The sequence below is a fragment of the Rhodococcus sp. PSBB066 genome (assembly GCF_017068255.1).
GTDB classification, from domain to species: Bacteria; Actinomycetota; Actinomycetes; order Mycobacteriales; family Mycobacteriaceae; genus Rhodococcus; species Rhodococcus aetherivorans.
Genome location: NZ_CP070859.1, coordinates 4,063,473 through 4,078,917, shown reverse-complemented (window position 1 = coordinate 4,078,917; position 15,445 = coordinate 4,063,473). Strand labels below are relative to the sequence as shown.

Below are 15,445 nucleotides of genomic sequence, written 5' to 3'. Positions count from 1 at the left end.
GTCAGGCGTGATGCCCCGCCCGGACCGCGGCCGCCACCGCCCCGAGCCGGGCGGCCCGCACCGCGGCCCACAGCGGACGCAGCGCCTCCTCCCGCGCGGCCTGCCCGCTGGCCGAGGCGGCCCTCGGTTCCACACTGCGGCCGGCGACCGTGAGGATGGCCGCGACCTGATCGGCCGAGTCGAGGATGCGGGCCGCGCGCCCCGGCATCGACTCCGGATACCGGTGCCGCGCATGTTCGGCGACCTCGGCCGCGATCTGCTCCCGGGGGTCGGCGGTGCGGCCGTCCGCGCCGACGGTCAGCACCCGGCCCACCCTCGCCGCGGCGTCCCGCACCGCCTCGCGCATGGCGAACTCGGCCTCCCCGAGGCCGGGCTCGGCGGGCGGCTCGGGCACCGCCGGGACCGCGAACAGCGTCCAGCGCAGCACGTCGGGCCCCTCCACCGAGGGGACGAAGCCGAGACCGGGGGTCCCGGGTGCGCCGGCGAGCACCGCCTCGCCGGCCGCGACCGCGGCGCGCGCCAGCTCGGTGCCCGGCGGCAGGCCCCGCACGTCGCCGGGCACGGGCAGCACCAGCCGGATCCCGTCCACGCCGGCCGGATCGGCCCGGCGCAGCGCGGACAGCAGCACGGCGGCGCCGTCCACGGGCGAATGCTCGGGCACGGCGGAGAAGTCGGCGGCGGGCTCGTCGCGGGAGACCACCAGATGCATCGGCGCCCAGGCGTGCAGGGCGTCGATGACGTCGTCCGGTGCGGCGTGCCCGGCCAACCAGGAACCGGCCCACACCGTCAGGGTCTGACCGGGTGAACTCACGGTTTCCGAGCATAGGCGCCGTCCCGGCAACGGGGCCACGGCCGGTCGGCGTGCCCTCCCGCCGCGGCGGCCGCGGCGGCCCTAACGTGGCGGGCGTGAGTCCCGACATGTACGGCGGCGACATCTTCGCCGGCCATCCGCGCGCCCGTAAGCCCACGATCCCCGAGGTGCCCGCCGAGAAGGACCTGGTGGTCGAGGACGTCGCGTCCGGTTGGTGCGGTGCGATCGTCGGCATCGAACGCACCTACGACGGCGACTTCGTCCGGCTCGAGGACGCTTCGCGGTGCACCCGGCTGTTCGCGCTGCGCCCCGCCGCGTTCCTCCTCGACGGCCGGCCGGTGACGCTGGTGCGGCCCGCGCCGCGGCCGAGGGCGGGCGGCCCCACCCGGTCCGCGTCCGGGTCCACGAAGGTCGAGGGGTTGCGGGCGCGGGTCGCGCGCGGCAGCCGCATCTGGGTGGAGGGCGTGCACGACGCGGCCCTCGTCGAACGCGTGTGGGGGCACGATCTGCGCGTCGAGGGGGTCGTGGTCGAGCAACTCGAGGGCCTGGACAATCTCGGGGAGCGGCTCGCCGGGTTCGCGCCCGGTCCCGGCCGCCGCGTGGGGGTGCTCGCCGACCATCTCGTCGCCGGATCCAAGGAGGAGCGGCTGACCGCGAACCTCGGGCCGCACGTGCTCGTCACCGGGCATCCGTTCGTCGACGTGTGGCAGGCGGTGCGGCCCAAGGCGCTGGGAATCGAGGCGTGGCCGACGATTCCGCGCGGGCAGGACTGGAAGACCGGGGTGTGCCGGGCGCTGGGGTGGGGCAGCCCGCAGGACGGGTGGCGCCGCGTCTACTCGGCGGTGTCGAGCTTCCGGGATCTCGAGGCGCCGCTGATCGGGGCGGTCGAGCGGCTCGTCGACTTCGTCACCGAGCCCACCGGGGACTGACCGCGCCGGGGCCGTGACCTGCGGAGCCACCCGCGATGTCCGATTTGTGGTTGGATGGCGTCGTGTCGGCATTGATATGGCTGATCGCCGGGCTGGTGCTCGCCGCCGCGGAGGCGCTGACGGGTGATTTCGTCCTGCTGATGCTCGGCGGCGCGGCCCTGGCCACCGCCGGGGTGTCCGCCGCGACGGATCTGCCGGTGTGGGCCGACGCGGTGGTGTTCGCGGTGTCGTCGCTGGTGCTGCTGGGCGGGGTGCGGCCGGTGCTGCGCCGGCGCTACGCCCTGCCGCCGGCGAAGGCGACGAACGTGGACGCCCTGCCGGGCAAGCAGGCACTGGTGCTCGAGGAGGTGGCCGCGCACTCCGGGCAGGTGAAGCTGGACGGTGAGGTGTGGACCGCGCGTCCGCTGGACGTCACCGAGGTGTATCCGCCCGGCACGACCGTGACCGTGATGCAGATCGACGGCGCGACGGCCGTCGTGTGGAAGGGGCCGTAGATGGAAGCGCTGATCGTGCTCGCCGTCGTCGTGGCGTTCGTGGCGCTGGTGGTCGTCAAATCGGTGGCGCTGGTGCCGCAGGCCGAGGCCGCGGTGATCGAGCGGCTCGGCCGCTACTACCGGACCGTGTCGGGACAGCTGACGTTCCTGGTGCCGTTCGTCGACCGGATCCGCGCCAAGGTGGACCTGCGCGAGCGGGTGGTCTCGTTCCCGCCGCAGCCGGTGATCACCCAGGACAACCTCACCCTGAGCATCGACACGGTCGTGTACTTCCAGGTGACGAATCCGCAGGCCGCCGTGTACGAGATCAGCAACTACATCGCGGCGGTGGAGCAGCTGACGGTGACCACGCTGCGCAACGTGGTCGGCGGCATGACCCTGGAGGAGACGCTGACGTCCCGCGATTCGATCAACGGGCAGCTGCGCGGCGTGCTCGACGAGGCGACCGGCCGCTGGGGACTGCGCGTGGCCCGGGTGGAGCTCAAGAGCATCGATCCGCCCCCGTCGATCCAGGAGTCGATGGAGAAGCAGATGAAGGCGGACCGGGAGAAGCGGGCGATGATCCTCACCGCCGAGGGGCACCGGGAGTCGGCGATCAAGACCGCCGAGGGCGACAAGCAGTCCCGGATCCTGTCGGCCGAGGGCGCCAAGCAGGCGGCCATCCTCGAGGCGGAGGCCGATCGCCAGTCGCGGATCCTGCGCGCCCAGGGTGACCGCGCCGCGAAGTACCTCGAGGCGCAGGGCCAGGCGAAGGCCATCGAGAAGGTGTTCGCGGCGATCAAGTCCGGTCGGCCGACGCCCGAGTTGCTCGCGTACCAGTACCTGCAGACGCTGCCGCAGATGGCGCAGGGCGACGCGAACAAGGTGTGGATGGTGCCGAGCGATTTCGGGGACGCCCTCAAGGGCTTCGCCCGGCACCTCGGTGCGCCGGGCGAGGACGGGGTGTTCCGGTTCGAGCCGAGCCCGGTCGACGAGAGGCTCCCGCGGCCGGAGGACGACACCGACGAGGTGGCCGACTGGTTCTCCACCGCGCGCGACCCGGAGGTCGCGCAGGCCGTCGCCGCCGCCGAGGCCGTCGCCCGCAAGCCGGTCGATCCGGCGCTGCACAACCCGACCGGCGCCGAACGCCGGGGCGGGGAGCCGGCCGCGTCCCCCGCGACGGCGTTGCCGCCGTCGGAGCCGATCACGGGCGGATGGGTGCAGCCGCAGCCGGGGCAGCGGCACGGCGAACCCCGGTGACCGGAGGGCCGCTCAGGTGAGCAGGCCCCGCCCGACCCCGCACACCGCGATCGCCCACAGCACGCTGGTGAAGGTGCCGATGATGAACTGCTCGGAGGCCTGGGGTTCGCGCAGTTCGGGGTAGCGGGCCAGGCCCTTGACGGCCAGCACGACGGCGATGCCCTCCGGCCAGCCGGACAGGATCGCGGCGGCGACCGCCGCCCGCTCGAGCAGGCCGATCACCCGCCCGCCGCGCAGCGGCCCGGGCGGCGGTTCGGGGCCGGCCGGCGACGGGGAGGGGGTCGGTCCCGCGTCGGGCTGGCGGCGGGCGATGCGGAACGAGGCCAGCACGGCGGGGGCGCCCCCGGTGACCGCCGCCAGGGTCGTGAGCACCAGGGTCGCGGCGAGGGCGACGCCGTGCACGGCGGGCGTGGCCGTCGCGGTGAGGGCGGCGCCGGCGAGCGCCGCCGTAGCGAGCCCGGCGACGAGCCACACCGGTGCGCCGCGGCGCAGGCTCAGGGCCGGAGCCAGCGCGGCGACGGCGAGCAGAACCAGGGTGACGACGGTCAACGGTCGGCCCTTTCCAGGAGGCGGCGGGCGAGGTCGCGCCCGGCCGGTTCGGCCTGCCAGCCGGCGGCGGCCAGGCGCTGCGACACCGCCTGGGTGCTGATGCCGAGCCGCGCGGCGGCCTCGGCCTGCGTCAGCCCGCCCCGGACGAGGTCGACGGCCTCGTGCCCGGCGTCGGACCGGCGGGTCACCAGCAGCGCCACCAGGGTGAGGGCGGCATCCGCGTCGGCGGCCGCGGCGGCGTCCGAGCCCTCCACGGCGACCCGCGCGGGGGCGTTCTTGGCGCGGTCGACGGCGCGGCGGGCATGCTCGAACGCCGGTCCCCGGCCGGCGCGGGTCTGCGCCGGCAGGGGCTGCTCGACGGCGCCGGCGCCGATGCCGACGCTCCAGCAGCCGCGGCGGACGAGGTCGAGTGCGAGATCGACGACGACGGCCGGGTCGTCGGCGACGGCCTGGACCTCGTCGCCGGCGGTGCGTTCGAACGGGCGCAGCAGCTGGGCGTCGCGCAGCTCGGTGAGCAGGTCCGCGACCCGGTCGACGTCGCGACGGCTGCCGCGCTGGTCGACGGTCAACACGAACATGGCTCAAGGATGCAGACTTGAATATGGAAAATCAAGGTTTCAGACTTGACCGGTCGGGCGCGGGGCGGGCGCCGGGAGGCGCGACTCGAGCCACAGTCCCGACGCGCCGAGAGCGATGCACACCGCCGAGACCGCCAGCAATGCGGGATCGGTCCGTCCCGTCAGGGCGTCGCCGAGCAACACCACGCCCACCGTGCCCGGCAGGATGCCGGCGACCGTGCCCAGCGTGTACGGGACCAGCCGCACCGACGAGACCCCGCAGCAGTAGTTGACCACCGCGAACGGCAGCGGCGCGATCAGCCGCAGCGACCCCACCGCGAGCCAGCCCCGGCGGGCCAGCCGCTCGTCGACCGCCTGCGCCGTCGGATGATTCAGGTGGGCCTCGACCACGCCGCGGCCGATCGCGCGCACCAGCAGCAGCGCCAGCACGGCGCTGACGGTCGTGGCGGCGACGGTCACCGCGATCCCGGTGGCCGACCCGAACAGCACCCCGGCGCTGAGGGTGAACACCGTCCGCGGGAACGGGGCCACGGTCACCACCGCGTGGATCAGGAAGAACAGCAGCGGGAAGAGCGGCCCGGCCGACTCGGCCCACGCACGCACCTCGGCGACGGACGGGTGGGGGAGCAGCACCGCGACGACCGCGAGCGCGGCCAGTACGGCGAGGGCACCGAGGATCCGGCGGTCCCGCAGCATCCTCGTCACGAACGGTCACGATACCGGGGCCGGGGGCCGGACGAGCGGTTGCCTCGGCACGCGGTAGATTCCTTAGGCGACGACATTATCGATCGCTAGGGAAACTGTGGTGATCCCCACAATAGGGCCGGCGTGTATGCGGCTAGCATCACATCGGAATCGGTTTAAGGTTTCCCACGGCCGTGTTCGGCGAGCCCGCCCGCTGCGTACGAGAGGACCCTCACGTGTCATTAGCTTCAGAAGCCGAGGACGCTGCGCGCGCCTATGCGCAGTGGCAGGAGGCGGTGGCGGGGGTGCTGGCCAAGTCCCGCCGCGTCGACCCCGCGGAGCTCGGACCGGAACCGCAGCGGCTGCTCGCGACCACCACCTACGACGACGTCGCCGTCGCCCCCCTCTACGGCGTGCGCGACGAGCGTCCCGAGGCGCCGTTGCCCGGCTCCTTCCCGTTCGTCCGCGGCGGTTCCGCGACCCGCGACGTCAACACCGGCTGGCTCGTCAGCGCCCGCTTCGGCGACACCGCCGGTGACGTGAACGAGCGCATCCTCGATGCCCTCGAGAACGGCGTCAGCGCCCTGTGGCTGCGCGTCGGCGCGGACGGCATCGCGATCGCCGACCTGCCCGCCGCGCTCGACAAGGTCCTGTTCGACCTCGCGCCGGTCACCCTCGACGCCGGCGCCGACACCGCCGCCGCGGCGGCCGCCCTCTACGCCCTGCTCGATGCGCGCACCGACGTCGCCGACCGCGGTGCCGTGCGCCTGCACCTCGGTGCCGCGCCGCTGACCAGCGCGTTCTCGGGTCGGGCCGACGTCACCGTCGCCCAGGCCGTCGAACTCGCCCACGCCGCCGCGGACCGCGCCGAGACCGTGCGGGCCCTCACCGTCGACGGCACCGCGTTCCACAACGCCGGGGCCGCCGACGCCGAGGAACTCGGGGCCGCCGTCGCCGCCGGCCTCGAGTACCTGCGCGAGCTGACCGGCAGCCGCCAGTCCGCGGCCCGTGCGCTCGGCCAGATCGAGTTCCGGCTCGCCGCCACCGACGACCAGTTCCAGACCATCGCAAAGTTCCGCGCCGGCCGGCAGCTGTGGGCCCGCATCGCGCAGGTCGTGGGCGCCGCCGACGCCGGCCACGCCCCCCAGCACGCCGTCACCTCCGCCGCGATGATGACCCAGCGCGACCCCTGGGTGAACATGCTGCGCACCACCCTCGCCGCGTTCGGCGCCGGCATCGGCGGTGCGGACGCGGTCACCGTGCTCCCGTTCGACACCGCCCTGCCGACCGGTGCGCTCGGCGTGTCGGAGGCCTTCTCCGCGCGCATCGCCCGCAACACCCAGCTGCTGCTGCTCGAGGAATCCAACCTCGGCCGCGTCCTCGACCCGGCCGCCGGGTCCTGGTACGTCGAGGAACTCACGGCGCAGATCGCGGCCAAGGCGTGGGAGTTCTTCCAGCAGATCGAGGCGGCCGGCGGCTACCGCGCCGCCCTCGACGACGGCCTGATCGGCGAGCGCATCGCCGCCACCCGCGCCCGCCGGGACTCCGACATCGCCCACCGCCGGACCGCGGTGACCGGCGTCAACGAGTTCCCGAACCTCGCCGAGGCCCCGCTGCCCGCGGAGACCGCCGACGCCGGCGCCGATGTCGCCCGGTACGCCGCGGCGTTCGAGGCGCTGCGCAACCGCTCCGACGTCCATCTCGCCGCGCACGGCACCCGGCCCAGGGCGCTGCTCGCCCCGCTCGGCCCGATCGCCGAGCACAACATCCGCACGACGTTCGCCGCGAACCTGCTCGCCTCCGGCGGCATCGAGACGGTCAACCCCGGCCCGCTGTCCGTCGACGACGACAGCATCGCCGCCGCCGTCCGCGACTCGGGCGCCACCGTCGCCGTCGTGTGCGGCACCGACAAGCGCTACGGCGAACAGGCCGCCGCCGCGGTCACCGCGCTCCGCGGCGCCGGGATCGGTACCGTCCTGCTGGCCGGGCCGGAGAGGGCCGTGAGCGAGACCACCGGCGCCGAGCGCCCGGACGGGTTCCTCACCGCCAAGATCGACGCGATCGCCGCGCTGACCGACCTGCTGACCACCCTGGGAGCGTAAGTGAGCATCGAACACGAGATCGGCAGCTTCGCCGACGTCCCGCTGACGGATCCGGCGGCGCCGGCTCCCGCCGCCCCCACCGAGGAGCAGGCCACGGCGCTCGTCGAATCGGTCGCCGCCGCCAACCACTACACGACCGATCAGGTGGTGTGGTCCACGCCCGAGGGCATCGACGTCAAGCCCGTCTACACCAAGGCCGACCGCGACCGGATCGTCGCCGAGGGCTACCCGCTGGGCAGCTACCCGGGCCTCGAGCCGTTCGTGCGCGGCCCGTACCCGACGATGTACGTCAACCAGCCGTGGACCATCCGCCAGTACGCGGGCTTCTCCACGGCCGCCGAGTCCAACGCCTTCTACCGGCGCAACCTCGCGGCCGGGCAGAAGGGCCTGTCGGTGGCGTTCGACCTGGCCACCCACCGCGGCTACGACTCCGATCATCCCCGCGTGCAGGGCGATGTCGGCATGGCCGGCGTCGCGATCGACTCGATCCTCGACATGCGGCAGCTGTTCGACGGCATCGACCTGTCGCAGGTGTCGGTGTCGATGACCATGAACGGCGCCGTCCTGCCGATCCTGGCGCTGTACGTCGTCGCCGCGGAGGAGCAGGGCGTCAAGCCCGAGCAGCTGGCCGGAACCATTCAGAACGACATTCTGAAGGAGTTCATGGTCCGCAACACCTACATCTATCCGCCCAAGCCGTCGATGCGGATCATCTCCGACATCTTCGCCTACACCAGCGCGAACATGCCGCGCTTCAACTCCATCTCGATCTCCGGCTACCACATCCAGGAGGCCGGTGCGACCGCCGACCTCGAGCTGGCCTACACCCTCGCCGACGGCGTCGAGTACCTCCGCGCCGGCCTCGACGCGGGCATGGAGATCGACAAGTTCGCCCCGCGCCTGTCCTTCTTCTGGGCCATCGGGATGAACTTCTACATGGAGATCGCCAAGATGCGGGCCGGCCGTCTGCTGTGGGCCGAGCTCGTCGAGAAGTTCCACCCGAAGTCGGCCAAGTCCAAGTCGCTGCGCACCCACTCGCAGACCTCCGGCTGGTCGCTCACCGCGCAGGACGTGTTCAACAACGTCGCCCGCACCTGCATCGAGGCGATGGCCGCGACCCAGGGCCACACCCAGTCGCTGCACACCAACGCCCTCGACGAGGCGCTGGCACTGCCGACCGACTTCTCCGCCCGCATCGCCCGCAACACCCAGCTGCTGCTGCAGCAGGAATCGGGCACCACCCGGCCGATCGACCCGTGGGGCGGCTCGTACTACCTCGAATGGCTCACCCATGAGCTCGCCAACCGCGCCCGCAAGCACATCGCGGAGGTCGAGGAGGCCGGCGGCATGGCCCAGGCCATCTCCGAGGGCATCCCGAAGCTGCGCATCGAGGAGGCCGCGGCCCGCACCCAGGCGCGGATCGACTCCGGCCGCCAGCCGGTGATCGGCGTCAACAAGTATCAGGTCACCGAGGACCACGAAATCGAGGTCCTCAAGGTCGAGAACTCCCGCGTGCGGGCCGAGCAGATCGCCAAGCTCGAGCAGTTGCGCGCCGACCGTGATCCCGAGGCCGTGCAGGTCGCGCTGGACGCGCTGACCCGCGCCGCCGGCTCGGCCGGCGGCGGCCCGGACCACAACCTGCTGGCCCTGGCCATCGACGCGGCCCGCGCCAAGGCCACCGTCGGCGAGATCTCCGACGCCCTCGAGAAGGTGTACGGACGGCACCAGGCCGAGATCCGCACCATCAGCGGGGTCTACCGGGACGAGGCCGGAAAGGCAGGCAACATCAGCACCGCAACCGAACTCGTCGAGAAGTTCGCCGAGGAGGAGGGCCGCCGGCCGCGCATCCTCGTCGCGAAGATGGGGCAGGACGGTCACGACCGCGGGCAGAAGGTGATCGCCACGGCCTTCGCCGACCTCGGCTTCGACGTCGACGTGGGACCGCTGTTCCAGACCCCCGAGGAGGTCGCGAACCAGGCGGCCGACAACGACGTGCACGTCATCGGCGTGTCGTCGTTGGCCGCGGGACACCTGACCCTGGTGCCCGCGCTGCGGGAGGCCCTCGCCGAGGTGGGCCGCCCGGACATCATGATCGTCGTCGGCGGCGTCATCCCGCCCGGCGACTTCGACGAGCTGTACCAGGCCGGGGCCGCGGCGATCTTCCCGCCCGGCACCGTCATCGCGGACGCCGCGGTGGGCCTGCTGCACAAGCTCGCCGACCAGCTCGGTCACGACCTGGGAGCCTGACCCGGCATGGGCAGCACCCCGGTCGGCAGTCCCACCCGTCGGCCCGCGGTCGACGTCGACGCCCTCGCCGAGGCCGTGCTCGCCAACCGGCGGGCCGGCCTGGCGAAGGCGATCACCCTGGTCGAATCCACCCGGGACGACCACCGGGAGCAGGCACAACAGCTGCTGCTGCGCCTGCTCCCGGAGGCGGGCGGAGCGATGCGCGTGGGCATCACCGGCGTCCCCGGCGTCGGCAAGTCCACCTTCATCGACGCGTTGGGCATGTACCTGCTCGGCAAGGGCCACCGGGTGGCGGTGCTCGCGGTGGACCCGTCGTCGACCCGCACCGGCGGCTCCATCCTCGGCGACAAGACGCGCATGGCCCGGTTGTCGGTGCAGCGCGACGCCTACATCCGGCCGTCCCCCACGGCCGGCACCCTCGGCGGCGTCGCCAAGGCCACCCGCGAGACGATGGTGCTGCTCGAGGCCGCCGGATTCGACGTGATCCTCGTCGAGACCGTCGGCGTCGGGCAGTCCGAGGTCACCGTCGCGAACATGGTGGACTGCTTCACCTTCCTGACCCTCGCCCGCACCGGCGACCAGCTGCAGGGCATCAAGAAGGGCGTCCTCGAACTCGCCGACCTCGTCGCGGTGAACAAGGCCGACGGGCCGTTCGAACGCGACGCGCGGGTGGCGGCCCGGGAACTCGCCGGCGCGCTGCGGCTCGTGCACCCGCACGACGCGGTGTGGAAACCCCCGGTGATCACCATGAGCGGCCTGGAGGGCGCCGGCCTGGACACGTTCTGGGACACCGTCCTCGAACACCGCCGGGTGCTCACCGAGGCGGGCCTGTTCGAGGAGAACCGGCGCCGCCAGCTGGTGGACTGGACCTGGACCATGGTGCACGACCAGCTGCTGCGCCGGCTCGAGACCAACCCGCGGGTGCGTGCGCTCCGCGGCGATGTCGAACGCGCCGTGCGCGACGGCTCCCTCACGGCAGCCCTGGCCGCCCAGCAGATCCTCGACGCGTTCGACGCCGCACCCTAGACACCGGAGCCGGGGCCCAGGCCGCCGGATCGGCGCCCCACGCGCGGGCCGGGAACGGATAGTCCGGATACTCGGCGAGCGCGGGCCGGGCCGCGGTCACCGCCGCGTGCGTGGCCACGGTGCCCGCGCCGGGGCTCGCCGGCGTCGCCGGGTGCGGGTTGCGGCCGGGCGCCTGCAGCAGCCACGCCCCGGTGCGGGCCAGCGCGACCGCTGCGTCGCGGCCCCGCCCGTCCCGGAGCCGCGCGGTGAGCGCGTCGAGCACCCCGGCCGCGAGCAGGTAGCCGCTCGCGTGGTCGAGAGCCTGCACCGGGAGCACTCCCGGCGCGTCCGGGCGGCCCTCGACGACGGCGATCCCGGAGGCGGCCTGCACGATCGAGTCGAAGCCGCGACGGGGCGCCCACGGCCCGGACCATCCCCACGCGCACACCCGGCCGTGCACCACGCCCGGCCGGGCCTGGTGCACGGGTGCGCCGATCAGCGCGTCGAGCGCCCCGGGCCGGTAGCCGGTGAGCAGCACGTCGGCGTCGGCGAGCAGGCGGCGGCACGTCTCCCGGCCGCGGGCGGTGCGCAGGTCCAGCAGCGCGGTGCGCTTGCCCTGCCCGTTCTCGGCGTGCTGCCAGGCGATCTCGGGCAGCGCGGGCGGATCCACCCGCAGCACGTCCGCCCCCAGCATGGCCAGCGCCCGGGCGGCGACGGGGCCGGCGATCACCCGGGTCAGATCCAGCACCCGGATCCCGGTCAGTGGCCGCGCCGGATCGCCGCCCGGCCGGGTCTCGCCGGCACTGTCGGACCGGGCGAGGATCCGTACCAGCGGGCCCGCCGCCGCGCCCCGGCCCTGCGCGCTCGTGGCCCACTCGTGCTCGGTGCGCACCCGCACCGCGATCGCGTCGTGCGCGGCGGCCGCGTCCTCGACCGCCGCGGCGGGCAGCTGCCGGATCCGGGCGGCGCAGTCGTCCCGGCCCGCACCGTCCGGCAGGTCGAGTGCGCGGAGCAGACGCACGCGGTGGTGCGGGTAGTTGGCGTGGGTGCGCACCCACCCGTCGGCGGCGGCGAAGAACCCGGACAGTGCCGCGAACCCGTGAACGGGCCGGCCGGCCAGGCGCAGCATCCGGTCCCCGGCGAACGAGGCGGCGATGCGCTCCGGGTCGAGCCGCGCCCCCTGCGGCTCGAGTCCGCGGGTGTGGCGGTATCGGTCGGCGGCCGACGCGAAGGCCGCCACGGCCCCCGTGGCGAGGTCGCCCACCGGCAGCCGGGCGGCGAGGAAGTGCCCGGCCGGGGCGCAGCGGATGCCGGTGGCCGGGTCGGCCGGGACGTCGAGGCCGGCGTCGGCGAGGGCGGCGCTGTAGTCGTCGAGCAGGGCGAGGGGGCGCGTCATGCGCCGAGCCTAGAGCGAGGTTCAGCTCGTGCGGTCCGCGGCCGGCTCGCGCAGTTCGGGGCGGGCCGGCTCGAGGCGTTCGAGCGCACCGGCGGATTCGGCGCGGGTGAGCCGGGAGCGGCGCCACGAGACCGTGAGCAGCGCGATCCATCCGGCCACGATCAGCAGGTACAGCAGGGTGGAGGCCGTGCCGGAGATCTCGAACGCCGTGAACAGCTTCTGCGCGTTGGTCAGCACGATGACGCCGCCGACGGCGGTGCCGAGCAGGGTGGCCGGCACCCGGCTGACCAGCCATGCCGCGATCGGCGCGGCGATCGCCCCGCCCAGGGCGAGACCGGCCACGACGAGGAGGTTGCCGAGCGATTCCCGGCCGAGACCGACGAGGAAGCCGATGCTGGCGGCGAGCGCGACGAGGAACTCGGAGGCGCTGACCGAGCCGATCACCGTCCGCGGGGCCGTCTTGCCGCGGGAGAGCAGGGTGCTCGTGGTGATCGGCCCCCATCCACCGCCGCCGCTGGCGTCGATGAACCCGCCGAACAGGCCCAGCGGAGACAGGAACCTCGCCGAGTGCGGCGAGGTGCGGGCGTGCGCGACGGCGGGCGGCCGGACGGAGAACCGCAGCGCCACATAGACACCGATGGCCAGCAGGATCGTCGATGTCACCGGAATCGCGGCCTCGGTGGACAGGCTGGAGAGCACGGTGGCGCCGAGGAATGCGCCGACCGCGCCGGGCACGCCCAGCTTCGCGACCACCCCCCAGTCCACGTTCCGGAACCGCCAGTGCGAGGCGCCGGAGACGAGGGTGGTGCCGACCTCCGCGAGGTGCACGGCGGCGCTGGCGTGTGCGGGGCCGATCCCGCTGAAGATCAGGAGGGTGGTGGCGGTGACACCGAAGGCCATGCCGAGGGCACCGTCGACGAGCTGTGCGCCGATACCGACGAGCGTGAACACCAGGAGAGCGAACATGCAGAAGACTCCGACCACGAAGGAGCGAACCGGGGGAGGGTGGGCGGCGGACGCCGCTCAGCAACACTCCTGGTCGAAGCACGCGCCCCGTCGGGTGGGCCAGAACGCCATCAACGCGAGCAGGGTGGCCGGAGCCGCCGCGATGCTCGTCGCCTGCACGTTCGTGTCCCTTCGCCGGTCTGCTGTCCGCCGCGCTCGCGACGATCCGTCCGAGCATAGCCGGTCGTGCGCGGCGGCGGCATCTTCGGGCGGCGTGTCGCGCCCGGGGATGCCGCCGCGGCCGGTCACGGCAGGCGCCGGGCCGTGATCTCGAATCCGGCGGCGCGCAACCGGTCGGTGAGCACGTCCCCGAAGGCCGTCGCGGGGGTGAGCACCCCGCCGCCCGCGTGGAGACGGTCGCCGCCGAGGATCAGCGACAGCGCCGACTCGCCGAGCATCACCGCGGTCGCCTTGTACCCGGGATCGCCCTGGGCGGCGACGCGGGCGGTGTAGCGGGCGCCGGTGCTCGTCGTGGTGTACAGGTCGATGGTGAAGAAGCCGCGTTCGCGCGCCGACTCGGACGGGCCCTGCCCGGGCGCGGGCAGCACCTTGTCGAGCAGGAACCGGGTCGGGGGGGAACGCCAGGCCCGCCACCAGCGCCCCGAAGCCGGCCGCGACACCGGTCGCCACAAGGGGCGACAACCGCGACGAGCCGACGTTCATCACCTCCCGGTAGCGGAACCGCGGCCCGTACGTCCAGCCGGTGAGCGCGTTGCTGCGGCGCACCACCCGCGTGTTGTAGGGGCCCATGAAGAACGGTGCGAGCCGGCCGGACAGCTCGGGGGCGACGGACTTCCCGTCGACGGTCGCCAGGTCGTTCTGCCGCCCGAGGTCCGGCTCGCGGGACCGGTCCGGCGACAGCGAGTACGGGGCGAGGGCGACCTTGCGGGCCTCGGCGTCCCGGCGCACCACGTCCACCTGGGTGCGCATCGAGTCGATCGTGCCGCCGCTGACGCCGCCCCGCATCGCACGCACCACCAGGGTCGTGTCGGTCAGGTCGCCGGCGCCGTCGGCCTGTACGGCCCGGTGCAGCGCGTGCACGCCGAGGTCGGAGGGGATCGAGTCGAATCCGCAGGAATGGACGATGCGGGCGCCGGTGCGGCGGGCCACGTCGTCGAACCGGTCGATGCTCTCGCGGTGGAACAGCACCTCGCCGGTGAGATCGACGTAGTCGGTGCCCGCCTCGGCACAGGCCTGCACCAGCGGCAGCCCGTACTTGGCGTAGGGCCCGACCGTCGTGACCACCACGCGGGTCCGGGCGGCGAGGGCGGCGAGCGACTGCGGGTCGCCGGCGTCCGCCGCGAGCACCGGCCAGGCCGCCGCGGCGGCGCCCAGCCCGGTGCGGATCCGTTCGAGGCGCTCGGCGGAGCGGCCGGCGAGCGCGATGCGCACCCCTTCGGGGGCGTGCTCGGCGAGGTAGGCGGCGGTGAGCCGGCCGACGAAGCCGGTGGCGCCGTAGACGACGATGTCGAGATCGCGGGAGGCAGTCATGCGCCACACCCTACTGCCGGGTAAGTCGGGATGCGACGCGGCTCACACGACGGCGCCGCAGCCACCAGCCGAGCCAGGACACCACGATCGTCACCGCCACCGCGGCCCGCACGAGCCCCACCGCCGATTCCGGGTAGATCACCCCGGTCAGGTAGTGGTCGATGAACCCGCTCGGCGGCAGGCCGGCGATCCCGGCGCGGCGCCGCGCCCAGTTCTCCAGATCGGTCAGCGGGCAGTCGAACCCGACGAGGACGGTGGCGAACCCCCACACCACCGCCACGACGTGCAGCACCAGCGTGCGGGGCCACCGCCACGCCAGGAAACCGCCGAACGTCACATACAGCAGGAAGGCCAGGTGCACGACCACGGTGACGTCGGCCAACAGCCGGTACGCCATGCCGCCAGCCTATCCGGATCGGGCGGGGGAGCGGCAGTTCCGGGCTTCTATCCTGCGTCCGCGTCGGTGCCCTTGACGACGAGGACGGGCACCGGCACCTCGAGCAGCAGCCGCTGCAGGCGTCGTTCCAGCAGGAACTTGCCGAGCGCGTTGCGGTCGCGGGTGCCCACCACGAGACGTTCCGCGCCGGACCGCTCCACCAGGTCGACGAGGGCGCCGACCGGGTCCCCGTCGTGCACCGCCGTCCGCAGCTCCCACCCGTCGGCGCCGAGGGTGGCGGTGACGTCCGTGCGGACCGACTCGAGTTCCCGCTGCCCGGACGGGCCGTCGTCGTCGACCGCGACGAGCACGAGGGTCGTGCCGTCGCTGTGTGCGGCCTCGCGGGCGGCCGTGGTGAGCGCGGCATGTCCTTCCGGGGTCGCGGCGTGGACTACGGCAACGGGCATGGGGTCCTCCGGGGGCGGCGGTGACGTGTGCCTTCCAGTATCCCCGTCCGGGGGTCTCCCTGGCCGCTCCCG

The 15,445-nt window shown here is 73.9% G+C and carries 14 protein-coding genes and 1 pseudogene; 6 read left to right on the top strand and 9 right to left on the bottom strand.

The annotated features are described in order from the left end of the window. Position 1 precedes the first annotated feature (1 nt). Positions 2-811 (bottom strand): hypothetical protein, encoded by an 810-nt coding sequence (locus JYA75_RS18435; RefSeq protein ID WP_050035229.1) that lies wholly within the window; start codon positions 809-811, stop codon positions 2-4. 107 nt (positions 812-918) lie between these two features. Here JYA75_RS18435 and JYA75_RS18430 point away from each other — a divergent pair, with 107 nt between their 5' ends. From JYA75_RS18430 to JYA75_RS18420, 3 genes are all read left to right on the top strand, one after another. Beyond that, the gene (locus tag JYA75_RS18430) at positions 919-1,740 is read left to right on the top strand and encodes a DUF3097 domain-containing protein (protein WP_029543669.1); all 822 of its coding nucleotides are present in this window, start codon (positions 919-921) and stop codon (positions 1,738-1,740) included. Between the two features lie 62 nt (positions 1,741-1,802). Then, on the top strand, positions 1,803-2,234 hold the full coding sequence (locus tag JYA75_RS18425) for an NfeD family protein (protein ID WP_029543671.1): 432 nt from the start codon (positions 1,803-1,805) through the stop codon (positions 2,232-2,234). Then, entirely contained in the window at positions 2,235-3,473 is a 1,239-nt protein-coding gene (locus JYA75_RS18420) for an SPFH domain-containing protein (RefSeq protein ID WP_006939305.1), read from the top strand. Positions 3,474-3,485: 12 nt separating this feature from the next. Here the strand turns inward: JYA75_RS18420 and JYA75_RS18415 are convergent, their stop codons facing one another. The 3 genes from JYA75_RS18415 to JYA75_RS18405 are packed head-to-tail and all read right to left on the bottom strand — an operon-like array spanning position 3,486 to position 5,296. After that, positions 3,486-4,022, bottom strand: a complete 537-nt coding sequence (locus JYA75_RS18415; protein ID WP_050035231.1) for a hypothetical protein — start codon at positions 4,020-4,022, stop codon at positions 3,486-3,488. Next, entirely contained in the window at positions 4,019-4,600 is a 582-nt protein-coding gene (locus tag JYA75_RS18410; RefSeq protein WP_185712747.1) for a hypothetical protein, read from the bottom strand. Before JYA75_RS18410 ends, JYA75_RS18415 begins: the two co-directional genes overlap by 4 nt. Before the next feature lie 39 nt (positions 4,601-4,639). Continuing rightward, on the bottom strand, positions 4,640-5,296 hold the full coding sequence (locus tag JYA75_RS18405; protein WP_185713472.1) for a TVP38/TMEM64 family protein: 657 nt from the start codon (positions 5,294-5,296) through the stop codon (positions 4,640-4,642). Between the two features lie 224 nt (positions 5,297-5,520). Between JYA75_RS18405 and mutA the strand changes: the two genes are divergently transcribed. From mutA to meaB, 3 genes are read left to right on the top strand one after another with little or no spacing between them, the layout of a single operon-like run. Further along, entirely contained in the window at positions 5,521-7,386 is a 1,866-nt protein-coding gene (mutA, locus tag JYA75_RS18400) for a methylmalonyl-CoA mutase small subunit (protein ID WP_185712748.1), read from the top strand. Then, positions 7,387-9,633, top strand: a complete 2,247-nt coding sequence (gene scpA / locus JYA75_RS18395) for a methylmalonyl-CoA mutase (protein ID WP_185712749.1) — start codon at positions 7,387-7,389, stop codon at positions 9,631-9,633. 6 nt (positions 9,634-9,639) lie between these two features. Continuing rightward, a complete protein-coding gene (gene meaB, locus JYA75_RS18390; protein ID WP_006939329.1) occupies positions 9,640-10,659 on the top strand; it encodes a methylmalonyl Co-A mutase-associated GTPase MeaB in 1,020 nt (339 codons plus the stop codon). On the opposite strand, the gene JYA75_RS18385 is transcribed toward meaB, so the two are convergent. The 5 genes and pseudogenes from JYA75_RS18385 to JYA75_RS18365 all read right to left on the bottom strand — a co-directional run bounded on the left by JYA75_RS18385 (position 10,604) and on the right by JYA75_RS18365 (position 15,373). Then, entirely contained in the window at positions 10,604-12,034 is a 1,431-nt protein-coding gene (locus JYA75_RS18385; protein WP_029543678.1) for a CoA transferase, read from the bottom strand. The genes meaB and JYA75_RS18385 overlap by 56 nt on opposite strands. 21 nt (positions 12,035-12,055) lie before the next feature. Then, positions 12,056-13,000 (bottom strand): sulfite exporter TauE/SafE family protein, encoded by a 945-nt coding sequence (locus JYA75_RS18380; RefSeq protein WP_006939331.1) that lies wholly within the window; start codon positions 12,998-13,000, stop codon positions 12,056-12,058. Positions 13,001-13,284: 284 nt separating this feature from the next. Next, positions 13,285-14,530, bottom strand: a pseudogene (locus JYA75_RS18375) (saccharopine dehydrogenase NADP-binding domain-containing protein). Between the two features lie 10 nt (positions 14,531-14,540). Further along, a complete protein-coding gene (locus JYA75_RS18370) occupies positions 14,541-14,927 on the bottom strand; it encodes a DUF2784 domain-containing protein (protein ID WP_006939334.1) in 387 nt (128 codons plus the stop codon). A 47-nt stretch (positions 14,928-14,974) separates the two neighbouring features. Beyond that, positions 14,975-15,373 (bottom strand): universal stress protein, encoded by a 399-nt coding sequence (locus JYA75_RS18365; protein ID WP_185712751.1) that lies wholly within the window; start codon positions 15,371-15,373, stop codon positions 14,975-14,977. Positions 15,374-15,445 lie beyond the last annotated feature (72 nt).

Bases quoted from the DNA above. Each gene is read 5' to 3' on its own strand.
- JYA75_RS18430 (WP_029543669.1), top strand. From the start codon at position 919: ATGTACGGCGGCGACATCTTCGCCGGCCATCCGCGCGCCCGTAAGCCC.
- JYA75_RS18420 (WP_006939305.1), top strand. From the start codon at position 2,235: ATGGAAGCGCTGATCGTGCTCGCCGTCGTCGTGGCGTTCGTGGCGCTG.
- JYA75_RS18410 (WP_185712747.1), bottom strand. From the start codon at position 4,600: ATGTTCGTGTTGACCGTCGACCAGCGCGGCAGCCGTCGCGACGTCGAC.
- JYA75_RS18405 (WP_185713472.1), bottom strand. From the start codon at position 5,296: ATGCTGCGGGACCGCCGGATCCTCGGTGCCCTCGCCGTACTGGCCGCG.
- meaB (WP_006939329.1), top strand. From the start codon at position 9,640: ATGGGCAGCACCCCGGTCGGCAGTCCCACCCGTCGGCCCGCGGTCGAC.
- JYA75_RS18385 (WP_029543678.1), bottom strand. From the start codon at position 12,034: ATGACGCGCCCCCTCGCCCTGCTCGACGACTACAGCGCCGCCCTCGCC.
- JYA75_RS18380 (WP_006939331.1), bottom strand. From the start codon at position 13,000: ATGTTCGCTCTCCTGGTGTTCACGCTCGTCGGTATCGGCGCACAGCTC.
- JYA75_RS18370 (WP_006939334.1), bottom strand. From the start codon at position 14,927: ATGGCGTACCGGCTGTTGGCCGACGTCACCGTGGTCGTGCACCTGGCC.
- JYA75_RS18365 (WP_185712751.1), bottom strand. From the start codon at position 15,373: ATGCCCGTTGCCGTAGTCCACGCCGCGACCCCGGAAGGACATGCCGCG.